14 protein-coding genes are annotated in these 13,332 nt (G+C 46.2%); 9 read left to right on the top strand and 5 right to left on the bottom strand.

The window, feature by feature from the left end:
- The first annotated feature begins 7 nt into the window (after positions 1-7).
- From pssA to QMK20_RS03220, 5 genes are all read left to right on the top strand, one after another.
- A complete protein-coding gene (pssA, locus tag QMK20_RS03200; protein WP_044645397.1) occupies positions 8-532 on the top strand; it encodes a CDP-diacylglycerol--serine O-phosphatidyltransferase in 525 nt (174 codons plus the stop codon).
- Between the two features lie 6 nt (positions 533-538).
- Positions 539-1,033 (top strand): DedA family protein, encoded by a 495-nt coding sequence (locus QMK20_RS03205; protein ID WP_283654565.1) that lies wholly within the window; start codon positions 539-541, stop codon positions 1,031-1,033.
- A gap of 86 nt (positions 1,034-1,119) precedes the next feature.
- Entirely contained in the window at positions 1,120-1,536 is a 417-nt protein-coding gene (gene psiE / locus QMK20_RS03210) for a phosphate-starvation-inducible protein PsiE (protein ID WP_283654566.1), read from the top strand.
- 56 nt (positions 1,537-1,592) lie between these two features.
- Positions 1,593-2,600, top strand: a complete 1,008-nt coding sequence (locus QMK20_RS03215) for an AI-2E family transporter (protein ID WP_283654567.1) — start codon at positions 1,593-1,595, stop codon at positions 2,598-2,600.
- Between the two features lie 98 nt (positions 2,601-2,698).
- The gene (locus QMK20_RS03220) at positions 2,699-3,253 is read left to right on the top strand and encodes an NADPH-dependent FMN reductase (RefSeq protein WP_283654568.1); all 555 of its coding nucleotides are present in this window, start codon (positions 2,699-2,701) and stop codon (positions 3,251-3,253) included.
- 76 nt (positions 3,254-3,329) lie between these two features.
- On the opposite strand, the gene QMK20_RS03225 is transcribed toward QMK20_RS03220, so the two are convergent.
- From QMK20_RS03225 to QMK20_RS03235, 3 genes are all read right to left on the bottom strand, one after another.
- Positions 3,330-4,253, bottom strand: a complete 924-nt coding sequence (locus QMK20_RS03225) for a ketopantoate reductase family protein (protein ID WP_349362255.1) — start codon at positions 4,251-4,253, stop codon at positions 3,330-3,332.
- The gene (locus QMK20_RS03230) at positions 4,253-4,594 is read right to left on the bottom strand and encodes a 3-methyl-2-oxobutanoate hydroxymethyltransferase (protein WP_283654570.1); all 342 of its coding nucleotides are present in this window, start codon (positions 4,592-4,594) and stop codon (positions 4,253-4,255) included. Before QMK20_RS03230 ends, QMK20_RS03225 begins: the two co-directional genes overlap by 1 nt.
- Before the next feature lie 385 nt (positions 4,595-4,979).
- A complete protein-coding gene (locus QMK20_RS03235) occupies positions 4,980-5,861 on the bottom strand; it encodes a metal-dependent hydrolase (protein ID WP_283654571.1) in 882 nt (293 codons plus the stop codon).
- 141 nt (positions 5,862-6,002) lie between these two features.
- On the opposite strand from QMK20_RS03235, the gene QMK20_RS03240 reads away from it, so the two are divergent.
- The 3 genes from QMK20_RS03240 to QMK20_RS03250 all read left to right on the top strand — a co-directional run bounded on the left by QMK20_RS03240 (position 6,003) and on the right by QMK20_RS03250 (position 8,314).
- Positions 6,003-6,374 (top strand): MmcQ/YjbR family DNA-binding protein, encoded by a 372-nt coding sequence (locus QMK20_RS03240; protein ID WP_283654572.1) that lies wholly within the window; start codon positions 6,003-6,005, stop codon positions 6,372-6,374.
- 316 nt (positions 6,375-6,690) lie between these two features.
- On the top strand, positions 6,691-7,317 hold the full coding sequence (locus QMK20_RS03245) for a nitroreductase family protein (protein ID WP_283654573.1): 627 nt from the start codon (positions 6,691-6,693) through the stop codon (positions 7,315-7,317).
- A 46-nt stretch (positions 7,318-7,363) separates the two neighbouring features.
- On the top strand, positions 7,364-8,314 hold the full coding sequence (locus QMK20_RS03250) for a ring-cleaving dioxygenase (RefSeq protein WP_283654574.1): 951 nt from the start codon (positions 7,364-7,366) through the stop codon (positions 8,312-8,314).
- Between the two features lie 130 nt (positions 8,315-8,444).
- Here QMK20_RS03250 and QMK20_RS03255 read toward each other — a convergent pair whose 3' ends face one another.
- Positions 8,445-8,900: a MarR family winged helix-turn-helix transcriptional regulator gene (locus QMK20_RS03255; RefSeq protein ID WP_283654575.1), complete on the bottom strand. Its 456-nt coding sequence runs from the start codon at positions 8,898-8,900 to the stop codon at positions 8,445-8,447.
- Between the two features lie 324 nt (positions 8,901-9,224).
- On the bottom strand, positions 9,225-12,587 hold the full coding sequence (locus tag QMK20_RS03260; RefSeq protein WP_283654576.1) for a DEAD/DEAH box helicase: 3,363 nt from the start codon (positions 12,585-12,587) through the stop codon (positions 9,225-9,227).
- 273 nt (positions 12,588-12,860) lie between these two features.
- Here QMK20_RS03260 and QMK20_RS03265 point away from each other — a divergent pair, with 273 nt between their 5' ends.
- Positions 12,861-13,232: a hypothetical protein gene (locus tag QMK20_RS03265; protein ID WP_283654577.1), complete on the top strand. Its 372-nt coding sequence runs from the start codon at positions 12,861-12,863 to the stop codon at positions 13,230-13,232.
- The last annotated feature ends 100 nt before the right edge of the window (positions 13,233-13,332 follow it).

The raw sequence follows: 13,332 nt of genomic DNA on the forward strand, positions 1-13,332 counted from the left end.
AAGCAGTATGAAATGGAATTGGTTGCCCTCACTATGCACGATGGCAAATCTGGGGGCAGGGGTACTATCCCTGTTTTACACGATTCATGAACAATATACGACCGCTTTTATTCTGATTATGGTGGCTGCTTTGTGGGATGTGCTAGACGGTTTGCTGGCAAGGCTGCTGCATTGCTCCAGTGATTTTGGCAAGCAGCTCGATTCGCTGGCGGATGTGGTCTCATTTGGCGTTGCCCCTGCTTTCTTGACCTTGTTCTACCAACTGGGAGGTACACATTGGATGGGGCCGCTTGTGGCTGTTTTGTTTGTGATATGCGGTGCAGTGAGGCTGGCAAGATTCAACTTGATGGCTTTTAGTACAGGCTTCGTAGGCATGCCAATTACGGCTGCGGGTGTTATTTTGTCCTTTATGTTTTTATGGAGTGAGCATTTGCGACCCGAATTATTGCTTGGGCTCATGGTAGTGCTGTCTTTCCTGATGATTAGCCGTATTCCGTTCCCGTCCTTCAAAAAAAAACCGATCAGGAGGTAGCACCCTATGGAATGGGCTATGAGCATAATTACACAATACGGGTATATTGCTATTTTTGCACTTCTTGCTCTCGGGATTATCGGCCTTCCAGTTCCTGATGAAATTATTATGGTCTTTGTCGGCTATCTGTCCTCCATCATGGTACTGAATTATTCAATGTCTGTACTGGTCAGCTTTATGGGGGCCATGACAGGCATGATGATCAGCTACACGCTGGGCAAAAAGCTGGGACAGCCGTTGGTGGATAAGCACGGCAAGTGGTTCGGGCTGACACCGAAGCGGTTTGCAAGGGTGAAGGGGTGGTTTGCACGCTTCGGGCTGTGGACCATTCTGGTCGGTTATTTCATTCCGGGCGTCAGGCATGTGACAAGCTACTTGTCTGGAATTAGCGCAATGCCTGTTCGAAAATATATGCTGGTCGCAAGCGCAGGTTCTCTCGTATGGACCCTTATTTTTATCTCGATTGGTTATATTACCGGAGCGAATATACACTTTCAATAAGGTTACACCAAAAGTAATGTAGCATTTTTCATGAATTCCGCCGATAATATAATAAAGAAACTGTACAACCAGTGAGGGGATCTGTAGTGAACGCTTTTATGAAGCATATTGAAAAATTACCTGGTTTTCTGCAAATGATCCTGAATATCTCGTTGTTTCTGGTCGGACTGATTTTAAGCTTCTTGCTGCTGAAAGAAACATGGTCCATTTTCTCCTATGTTTTCTTGTCTGCAGAGTTGGATAAGAATTACTACGAATTCACGGAAGAGCTGCTTGTATTCTTTTTGTATTTTGAGTTCATCGCATTAATTGTTAAGTACTTTAAAACCAATTTCCATTTTCCTTTACGTTATTTCATCTATATTGGCATTACGGCTGTCATCAGGCTCATTATTGTAGATCACGATGATGCCAAGAATACATTTTGGTGGTCCATTGCCATCCTGGTCATGGTAGGTTCTCTATTGATCGCTAACAGTAAATTGTTAAAAAGAGAAAGCTGATCGTTAGGACAGATTACAAGGTTGACAGTCAAGAAGGAGAGAGGGAATAAAGACGAATGGTAAGAAATTGGATGAATCATGCGGGTGTTAGGCGGGGAGCCGTCCTTGCGATAATCATTTTGGTGTTGTTTTTATTAAAGAGCATGATGAATATTATTTTGTTAACCCTGCTGCTTACGATCCTGATCGGCAGTATATATAACGGAGTGACCAAGCTGATCAAGCGGTTCGCCAATGTGCCGCCTACGATTGTGTTGCTACTGGTGTATGTGTTGCTGATTCTGATCATCGTATGGGGAGTTTACCGGATGGTGCCGCTGATTAGCGTGCAGGTCAAGCAGGTGTATCTCATGATTCAGCAAGCGTATATGTACCCGGATCGTAACCAATGGAACGAAACGATTATCGAATTTATGGATACACTTAATGTTCAACGGCTATTTGAGCCTGGCTTGAATGCAGTCATGAAAGTAAGCCAATTGGGCACACAACTGCTGGTGTCGATTATTTTGAGCTTATTCTTCCTGATGGAAAAATCCTATATTACACGCTTTACAGCTACGTTTAAGCATAGCAAGCTGGGGTGGTTTTTTGAAGAAGTGGGTCACTTTGGCCGCATGTTCCTGGATACGTTCGGGAAGGTGCTGGAGGCTCAACTGCTGATTTCACTGATTAACTGTATATTGACCACGATTGCGCTCTGGATTATGGGTTTTCCCAATCTGCTCGGTCTTGCATTGATCATCTTCGTATTGGGTTTGGTTCCGGTGGCAGGTGTGTTCATCTCACTGTTGCCGCTCGGTCTGATCGCCTTTAGCGTCGGAGGCATTCATTATGTCATCTACCTGATCATTCTGATCGTGGTGATCCATGCGATTGAAGCTTATTTCCTGAATCCGAAGCTGATGTCATCCAAAACCAATTTACCGATTTTCTTTACCTTTGTCGTCCTGATTTTCTCTGAGCATCTGATTGGGATTTGGGGGTTGATTGTCGGTATTCCGCTGTTCGTCTTCTTCCTCGATCTGATCGGGGTACAGCGCAAGCAAGAGAAGGATACCTGATTTGACGAATGCCTGCGAAGCCGCAGGCATTTTTTAATTCTGGGTTATCTGTAGTACACTGAGTATAAAAGATGTTGCCAGTTAAATAAGGAAACGAGATGATATGGGTGGATCAGAAAATCAAGGTACTGGCTATATCGGGGAGTCTTCGTCAAAAGTCCTCCAATACAGCCTTATTAAAGGCTACCATTGGGTTAGCGCCAGACAATATGATATTTACGATGTATAACGGATTGGGTGAGCTTCCTCATTTTAACCCGGATCTGGATGTAGAAGACGGGCCGGCTTCCGTCAAGGAGCTGCGGGAACAACTGAAAGAAGTGGATGGGGTATTGATCTGTACGCCGGAATATGGGAATGGTGTTCCGGGTACTTTGAAAAATGCATTGGATTGGATCGTTTCTTCGGGCGAATTTGTAAATAAACCTACAGCAGTTATTAGCGCGTCACCTTCTCCTATGGGTGGGAATCTGGCCCATGCCTCTCTGTTGCTCACACTGCAAATGATCAATGCCGAGATTGTGGAAAATGGAAAGGTCATTATTCCGCATATCACATTGAAGCTAAATCAGGAAGGCGTAATTACCGATTCTGAAACCAGGCAGGAGTTACATGCATTACTTCAAGGGCTTGAGCAAGCTTGCTCAAGATAGACAGTATAGAGTAAAACAAAAGCAGAACCTTCATGAACACATCATGGAAGGATCTGCTTTTTAACTTAATCAAATGTTAGATAGTATCCAATAAGCTCTCATATACCTTTAATCGGGCATATACCGTTTCAAGTATCGGATATGCATCATTACTGCCAGAAGCCAATGCAAGAAGTGAACCATGCAGGTGACTCGCTTCAATCGGAAGCTTTTTATGCATATCACGTTGCATGGATGACATCATCTCCGGTCGTAAGGACTCCATCGTTTTCAATGTATGAGCTTCCATCTCTGAATCAATCGGCATCCCTGCGTTGCGAGCAAGTGTGACCATCTCATGCAGCAGCTTTTCGTATATAGCACGTGACTCTGCCGTGGCAAGTATAGTCCCGACAGAGGTATCCATTAGTGTTGTGATTCCGCTCAAGCTGGCAACAAATATATATTTCTGCCAAACTTCACGCTGGATATCCTGACTTCGTGTGACTGTGAAGCCTGCATGATCAAGATGATTCAGCAGTATTTGTGTACGCTCTGATTGCACACCGTTCCATTCACCGAAGACGATACGGTGGAATGGACTTGTCTGAACGACAGAACCATCATGATCTAGCGTAGTTTCGATATAACAAAGTCCGCCCAGCACTTTTTCCGGACCGAATTGCTTGCGTAAAGAGTCAAAATGTTCGTAACCGTTAAGTAACGGAAGAATCATGGTATGATCACCGATATAGGGCTCAAGATCGAATTGCAATTGGGGCAGATGATATGCTTTGACCGCAACGATAATGCAGTCGAACGGCTCGACAGCTTCACCATATGTAATAGCACGGATTGGCGTCTGGAAATCCCCATGAACACTTTTAACAATCAGACCGTTCTCTTCCAACTGAGATTTTTTGGAAGGACGTACGAAGAAGGTCACGTCTTCTCCTTTTTGAACAAGACGTCCCCCGAAGTAGCCTCCAATAGCCCCTGCACCTACAATCAAAAATCGCATCATAGGGTCCCTCCCTTTACTTTTGCATTCCCATACAGCCGTTCTACTACGTTCTCATCTGCCTTAAAAGCATGCTCTTCGCACGGAAAAGAACGATTCTTTACGTCTTCGACAAATTGCCCGATGCTGTCGGGGATCAGAGTACCTATATCCGAATATGTTTTTACGAACATTTTCTCCCGGTACGGAGAGGAGTATTGTAGCATGTCATGGTGGACTATACCAGCTTTCTCAGCCAAACGAGCAGACGGATAATCATACGCCGTAATCATGCTTATAGGTAAACCTTCTCGTTTCATTTTCTTTAATTGCAAAATATTAAGCGCCTTTGGAGTTGCCATGGTTACATTCAATCCTTTCCCTACCTTTGTTTTAGAACACACAAAAAACCTTTCAGCACATGGCCGAAAAGGTCCGAAAGGCAAAAAAAGAGTCAATTTGCGACCGTTCTTTTGTCTCGGTCCTTACGGATCAGAGCAAAATCCAACGAGTTCACCTCCATAGGCTCACACATCTACATATTGAATTACACTAAACTAGAGTACCGTTCGAAGTTGTCGATACAGCCTCTCACGGAAGTATATCAAAATATAGGGTTCTTGCATAACTTTCTCTGCAATACGAACAGAACAAGCCCTTCCAGCTTCCTAATGGGAAGTGAAAGGGCTGTTCAGCTTGCAGATACAGTATATGAAATATCGCTAAGTCTTCAGGACAAGTACAGCGTCACGGACGGTCGATAAATTCGTACAGAAAGGATTGACCCTCCCGATAGAAACGTGGGTCGTATACGCCCAGACGCTGTCCATCGTCTACAACGACCACGAAGGGTGACCATTGCACAAGCGTTTGTGACTTGGGATTGCTGGCAAACAGCAAATCCAGATTAGCCTGATCCTTGGATGGCAGCTCGGCTACTGTATGGAAGCCTGTCCATAGGGAGCCTTTGCTCAAGGTGACCACGGAGTTCTTTTTGCTAATTACCGTGAACATACCGGGGACAAAATCGGCAGATAACGCTGCCTGCTCATAAGGCGCTTGTGTCTTTTGCTGGTGCAGAATGAGCATGCCTTGGGCAGTTTGGACGGTGAAATGCAGCGCCATCAGCGTCCATACGATCCGGTAGACGGCCATCGAGGAAATTCGGGCAGAACGCCGGAAGCGGACATAGAGGAACCCCGCCAGCATCAACGCCCATAGAACAAGGTCCACAATCGGAATCGTCCCGAAGGTCACTCTCATCTGCGAGAAAGGTTCAAAATACCCCGTACCCCAAGCGTTAAACAGGTCGCTCGTATCGTGAATGAACACAGCCAGCAGGGCTATTCCAAACCACCGCCAGCCGGAGTGTTGGAAGAACAAGCGCACCAGCAAGGCAATAAATGCCGCCCATACGGGAACGAGGAACAGTGAATGGGTGAGTCCTCTGTGCCACATCTGGTATCGCCCTGACACATCCCACAACGTAGAAATCACATCTATATCAGGGATTTGCGAGCCAATAACGGTGGTGAATAGTAGTGCGCCCTTTTGCTTGCGCGTCATGTCCGACTTCTTGACTGCGCCGTATAAGGCCAAGCCGAACAGTGTATGTGTAATGGTATCCATAATGAGTCTCCTTTTGGCACAGATACTCTAATTGTAGCATGGTCCTGGTGTATTTGAAGAGTGCGGAGGTGATATAATAAGGATCAAATACGACTTTAAAAAGATTCATAGGATGAAGACTGAGCAGAGGAGAGAAGGCTGATGTATGAGAAGATTGTGGCATATGGTCTAAGCAAAAAAGAAGCGATAGAGGATTACCCTTTTGGTCCTGAGCCACAGGTGCTGAAGGTGGGAGGCAAAGTATTTGCTCTCTTAAGGCAAGCGAACGGTATTTGCCAAGTTTCTCTGAAATGTGATCCGGTTATTGCGGAAAACCTGCGTGAGCAAAACGAGGCGATTAAGCCGGGATATCATTTAAATAAAAAGCATTGGAACACGGTAACGGTCGATTCTACTTTCCCGCTGGAGGATTTGTACAGCATGATCGACCATTCGTACGATTTGGTTTTCAAAAGCTTGACCAAAGCGCAACGTGAAGCCATTACGATGAGAATACGGGCAACCGATCTGTGAAAGGTGTGTTATATGATGATTTCATTAGAATTTGTATGATGTTAATGGTTTATCATCCCAAATCTGTACCTCTATATATCGTTCCGGCCCTTTATCTCCATATGGATTCCAGTCTTGCGGCAATAGGTTTGCCGCCTTGGAGTATAAAGAGTTCTCTTACTTTAAACTCCATTCCTCGTCGAATTTTGAGATAGTCCGTGGATCAATTAAATACATACTTCTTACTAAGATTTTTACTTGACAGAAAACACATAAAGATATATTCTTAATTTAAAGATAATTCATTTAAAAATAATATCGAGGAGTGGAACTGAACATGAGCGAATTGGTAAATATTATTCAAGAGAGAAGATCGGCTTCTAAATTTATTCCTGATGTTACAATAGATAAAAAAGAACTGGAAGAGATATTCCAGCTAGTAAAGTTTGCTCCATCGGCTTTTAATTTACAGCATGCGCATTATATCGTGATACAGGATACAGATACGAAACAAAGACTGCATGACGAGGCAAGTAAGCAGTATAAAATATTAACGTCTTCGGCCGCAATTGTGGTGCTCGGGGATACCGAGGCGTATACGAAAGTAGCTGAATATAATGAAGGCTTTCTAAACCTGGGCGTTCTGAGCAAGCAGGAATATGACAGAGAGGTGGAATCGGTGACCCAGTTTTATCGCGAGCGGGGACCTGTCTTCCAAAGGGAAGAAGCGATCCGCAATGCCAGCCTGTCTGCCATGCAGTTCATGTTGATTGCCAAGGACAAAGGCTGGGACACTTGCCCGATGATCGGTTTTGACCCGGAGAAGGTACGGGAAGTATTGAATTTTTCTGAAAACTTTGTGCCAGTGATGCTGATTACCTTGGGTAAAGAAGATGTATCTGGTCAGCGTGCACGTGGATACCGTAAGCCAGTTGGGCAATTTGTCAGCTACAACGGATTTTGAAATATATAAATAAAATCAGATTAGATGAGGAAAAGGAGTGACTGAGATGTCATTGAAGACCGCAGGAATTCATCATATCACGTCCTTTGCAGCAGATCCGCAGGGCAATGTTGATTTTTACGCAGGCGTGCTTGGGTTGAGATTAATTAAAAAGACGATTAATTTTGATGCTCCTGAAGTATATCATTTGTATTTTGGTAATGAACAAGGCAGCCCCGGAACGATTATTACCTTTTTTCCGGCGCCGGGTACACGCAAGGGCAAGCTCGGAGGCGGGCAGGTAGGAATTACAACGTATGTCGTGCCGTCCGGTGCTTTGGAATACTGGGAAAACCGTCTGCACAGCTTGAAGGTATCTTTCACGAAGGCCACTCGTTTTGGCGAGTCATTCATCCAGTTTCGAGACAATGAGGGCTTGCATCTTGAGCTGGTGGAGCGGGAAGATGGCCCTGTGAACACGTGGACAGCCGGCGGCGTGCCAGCGGATAAAGCGATCAAGGGCTTTGGCGGCGCAGTGCTGTTCAGTGCTAATTCCAAGCATACGCAAGGCGTGCTGGAGAACATTCTGGGAATGACTCCCATCGGAGAAGATGCAGATGCAGGCTACATCCGCTATCAGGCGACTGGCGATTTGGGCAATCTGATCGACATTCCGGTCAAAGATGTACCGTGGGGCAACGGTGGTGCGGGTACGGTTCACCATATTGCCTGGCGTGCCCAGGATGATGCAGAACATCAGGTGTGGAATGAAACGGTTCGCCAGCATGGCTTTGGGACGAGCGGTATTGTGGATCGGCAATACTTCAATGCTGTATATTTCCGGGAGCAAGGTGGTATTTTGTTCGAGATTGCGACCGATCCACCCGGCTTTACCGTGGATGAGGAGCTGAACGAATTGGGGCACAAGCTGATGCTGCCAGAGTGGTTTGAGCCTCAGCGTTCCCTGATTGAGTCTAATCTGGTTCCCATTGAAGTTAGAGTATTGAAGCAGGATTAATCATGATGGATCAGGACATATAAGGATAAGTAAACAAAAGGTCCAATTGCGGGGTGCTTCTACGGCAATTTGGACCTTTTCGCTTTTGGATTTTTTCAGTGACATCTTGTCTTATGATATCCGTATGGGATTATCCCTCAATGTAGGTTTTGTTCAGCCGTACTAACAGCTCCCCGAATTTTTCCTGTTCCTCATCTGTCCAGTTCTCCAGCATTTCGCAATACCGGGCTACTCTCATTTTTTTGTCTTCCAGCAACAGTTTCTTACCCAGCTCCGAGATTTCAAACAGGCTGACGCGCCCGTCCGAAGGGTCGGATAGACGGCGAATCAGTCCCTTGGTTTCCAATGCGGCCGTTTGTCTGCTGACGGTAGAAATATCGAGCAGAAACATATCTGCGAGCGTTTTTACACGAGTGGGGCCATACTCCATGAGCTGCCTCAATAGCAGATACGTGGCGCGCTCCAAAGTGCCGATTTTGTGCTCAGACTGATCAATGTATACTGCGCGGCGTATAAATGTTGTTAACTCATACTCAATAAGCTCCACTGCTTTATTCCTGTGAGAATCATGAAGAGGATGGTTCATTGCAAGTTCCTCCTTAATGTGGTGATTCATCGGAATATTGGATTTACAAACCCACGTTGTTAATGTACTGCATCATTCAAATTAATCCACTATACTCAACTATGCAAGGTCCGTGGAATGTACCATTTCAACGGACTCTGGTTATGGTTTGAACATTGAAAAACATCCCCAGTCATTTCAGGTTGGAGGGCTAGTGAAGAAAGAGGGACGGTCATTACTGACCGGGTGGTTTGTCTGATCACAAAAAATAACCTGCACAGCCGTGTGAACCACACGGCGATGTGCAAGTTTATTTTAAATTGGATTCATAGCGGTTAAACCTGCCTAGATCATTAACAGTTCACGAATCTCCAGCTCGGTCAGTGCCGAAAGGGTTTCTTGTCCCGGTTGGATGACCTGGTCGATGAGATTTTTCTTTTTTTGCTGTAATTCATACATTTTGTCCTCTACCGTACCTTGCGCGACGAGACGAATCACCTGCACGACTTTTTTCTGGCCCATCCGGTGGGCGCGATTGGCAGCCTGTTCCTCTACAGCGGGATTCCACCACAGATCATACAAAATGACGGTATCTGCCCCGGTGAGATTCAGGCCGGTTCCTCCTGCTTTCAGAGAAATCAGGAACAGATCACGTTCTCCTTCATTAAAACGGCTGCATAGCTCCACACGTTCCGAAGCGGGAGTCTGCCCGTCCAGGTAAAAGTAGGGCACTCCTTCCTGAGCAAGCTCGCGTCCGATCAATTGAAGCATCGTCGTGAATTGTGAAAAGATGAGCATCCGCTTGCCCGAACTAAGGCATTCCGTAACGATCTCAAGCAACTGCTCAAACTTGGCTGAGCTTCCGGTGTAGCCCTCGATGAACAAGCCTGGATGACAACAGAGCTGGCGAAGCCGGGTCAGACCCGCAAGGATCTTGATCCTGTTTTTCTGGAAGCCTTCCTCATTCAGATGCTTTAATGTCTCATGCTGGAGCTTGGCCAGATAGGCGGTATACAGCTTCTTCTGATCCGGCAGGAGCCGTGACACCTGAACGGATTCGATTTTTTCCGGCAGCTCCTTCAGGACGTCACTCTTGAGGCGGCGCAGCAGAAATGGACGTACCCGCTTGGCGATCACATCCCGGGTGAGGTTGTGAAATGCTCTTTTTCCACCGGGAAATAGCTCGGGAAATACCACATCGAAGATGGACCATAGCTCCTCCAGTGTATTTTCCACCGGTGTTCCGGTAAGGGCAAAACGGTAACGGGCTTTCACATCCTTCACACTCTGTGCCGTTTGGGTGGCATGGTTCTTGAATGCCTGCGCCTCGTCCAAAATCAGCGTGTGGAACGATAGCTTGCCGTACAAGTCTGCATCCCGACGCAGCAGAGGATAGGAGGTGATGATGACATCATACCGCGCTGCGTCCCTAATGATTCGATTACGCTCATCCGCGATGCCGTCTGCAATAACGACGCGGATATGGGGTGCAAACTTCTCCAGCTCATTCCGCCAGTTGTATACCAGTGACGCAGGAGACACGATCATGGCTGGAAGCTGCTGACTACGGATTTCCGGCAGTACAGAGACGAGAAAGGCGATACTTTGCAGCGTTTTGCCCAGTCCCATATCATCTGCCAAAATGCCCCCGAAACGGTAATGCGCCAGCGTCTTGAGCCATTGAAAGCCGTAAACCTGATAATCCCTCAGGATTGGAGCGAGTGTGTCGGGTACTGGAAAGTCGAGATGATCTGGATTACGAATATTCTCCAGCAGTTGGCGAAACGTTTTGCCCAGCGTCAGATTCTTCCCTTGATCATGGGGATCTATTAAATACAGTCCTTGCGTAACGGGTATGCGAATTTGTGCGGCATCCAGGTCGCTTTTGCGAATTCCCGTTTCGTTCATGAACCGGATCAGTTCCTTGTATTCCTCTGTTTCCAGCGGCAGCAAAGCACCATTCGGCAAGCGGTGATATCTTCGCTTTTCCTCCAATGATTTTAGCAGCAGGCGGATTTCGGATTCCGGAATGCCTTCGATATCAAATTTAAATTCAAGCCAATCGGTACGTTCGTCCAGCTCTACTCGTACCTTCGGGGTAGGCAGAGTGTTGTTTATTTTCGATTTAACAGCACCTGTGGCATACACCTCTACCAGCTTTTCCAGCTGTGGCACCGTATGATACAGAAAATCATATTCCGCATCCTCATCTTCCATAACATATCCACTGTCTGTCTTGGCGAAGGAGCTATGCTCCATCAGATCCAAAATTTGTTGTTCCTGCTCCCCATCCCGTATCAGAATACGCTCGTTGTCAGGCTTCCGCTCGTCGGTTTCCAGTGGGTTCACGATGATTTCCCCGTATTGGAACTCCAGTCCTGCCAGCAGCTTGTCTCTTACCCGATCCAGATATAGTTTCGCCTTTAATGGCTGCTGTGTAACCCGCTCAGATACGGAACGGGTCATATGGACACGTCCAAGCTTCATCAGCCCGGGAACAACCTTGTCCATAAAGGACTCCATCTGTTCCGCTGCAATCTGAATCTTCCGCTTGTGATGGACTTCGACCATCCGTTTTAGCTCGGACAGACGTTGCAGCGGATCATTCTTTTGCTTTACGAGCTTGCCATCGGCAATGACGATGCCGTAGCCCTCCATAATGGTTAGATCATCCAGCCCTTGAATGCTTAGCTGGTAACCCTCGGTGTCAGCCTCGGCTTTATCGAATTCGAATTGCAGCGGCAGCATGTTGTCCGACTGAGGAATACCCTCGGTTGTGTTTCCGTGAATTTCAAACTGGACGCCCTGTGCTGCTGCCAGCAAGGGGAGCAGCTTTTCCCAGGCCGCAGGTGGAATGAGTAGCATCCGTTCTCCACTCATGTGGCTGCCAGAGGACGAATACGTACCCGAGGTTTCCCGGATCATCCGCTCATTACGGCGAACTTGAACCAACTGCTGAAGAATGGCGTCATGTTCGAGTCGAAATCGGTACAACTGAGGCTCGTATGAAAAGTTTCTCGTAAACATGTAGCTGTCGCCACGATCAATGCTGTCGAGAAATGGACGGATTTTCTGGACGATATACAATCGTTTGGGCCCGGCTTTCATCTCTATACCAAACATGTACTTCTGGTAACCGTAGGCAAAAGGACGGATCACAAATTGAAAATCCAGAACAGCGCGGGTATCCAGCAGGGTAGGAGTGCTGCGAAGTGGCTTCTTGCTGCTGAACAACTTTAACATACTGTCGGTCAACTGGAGGTCACTCTGCGTGATGCCGGAGAATCGTGCGGTCCGGGCGTGATCATACTGAGCAGCGGTAGCGGTATAGATTCCGTCTGCTTCAGTTCCTTCTACTGAGTCCGAGGTCATGTCCGAATGGAGTTTGGAAGCATAAGAACGCACAGACAGGCTTTTTCCGCTCAGCATTTCATGGACATTAATGAGAACAGCGGCAATATGCTTACAATACCGTCCGGTGGTCTGAAATGTGCTACAGGTGCATTCCGCGCGGATACTGCCATTAGGGCGGATCATAGTTGCAACGGCATAGAAGCGACTTCCTTTGATCGTAGCCTCATACACACCATCATCATGATCTATTTGCGTGAAGGCCACTCTTTTGGCCCGATAATAGGCGTCCCCGTCGTCATAAGCGGCTTGACTGCATAGCTGTCTAATGACCCGCCGGGTAAGTTCAAAGCTCATGGTTTGCAATCCTCTCCTGAGTCATTCCGTTTTCTTTTATGATAACAGAACAGGCGTGATCGTGGACACATGCGGATGGTTATTGAAATATATGGATAATATTATGCAGAAACTGAAACTAACAAACCATGCGAGTGGAAATACTCTACCATTTTAATACTATAGGCCGAAATGAGTATTATGTCTAAAAGCTTATTGAATGGGCAGGGGAACAAACGATACAATTTATGGAATGGGAAAGGGCTTCGTGGATATAGATAAAGACGCCTCATTGTGGAAAAGGTGATTAAAATTAGTCATGGCAGATTTATAAAGGGAATGATGTTGTGTGTAGTCCTCATTTTAGTACTGGGAGGATGTCAAAAGGAAAATACAGATGAAGATGCTGAACTGATTCATAAAGCCAAGGCTACAGCAATTAAGCATATGAAAGATAACTATGGTCTTGATGTAGAAATTACCTATGAACATAAGTTACCATCGTATGTCTCCAGTAAAATTGATTTCGAAGGTAATGTGAAAGGAAGTCTAGAACAGACCTTTGATATTGCCGTTGATTATAAAACTCAAGAAACTTCCAACTTTCTATACAACCCTGAATTGAAGAATGTCCTTATAGAAAAAGGATATAAATCAAGGGAATAATTATTATTCGCATATGTAAATAGACGTCGTTTTGGATGTAAACGAGGATATCTACGTGCTGAGAGAGGGTGACTGAGATTAGGCTACGGCGTCCAGTATT

This window comes from Paenibacillus sp. RC334 (genome assembly GCF_030034735.1).
GTDB classification, from domain to species: Bacteria; Bacillota; Bacilli; order Paenibacillales; family Paenibacillaceae; genus Paenibacillus; species Paenibacillus terrae_A.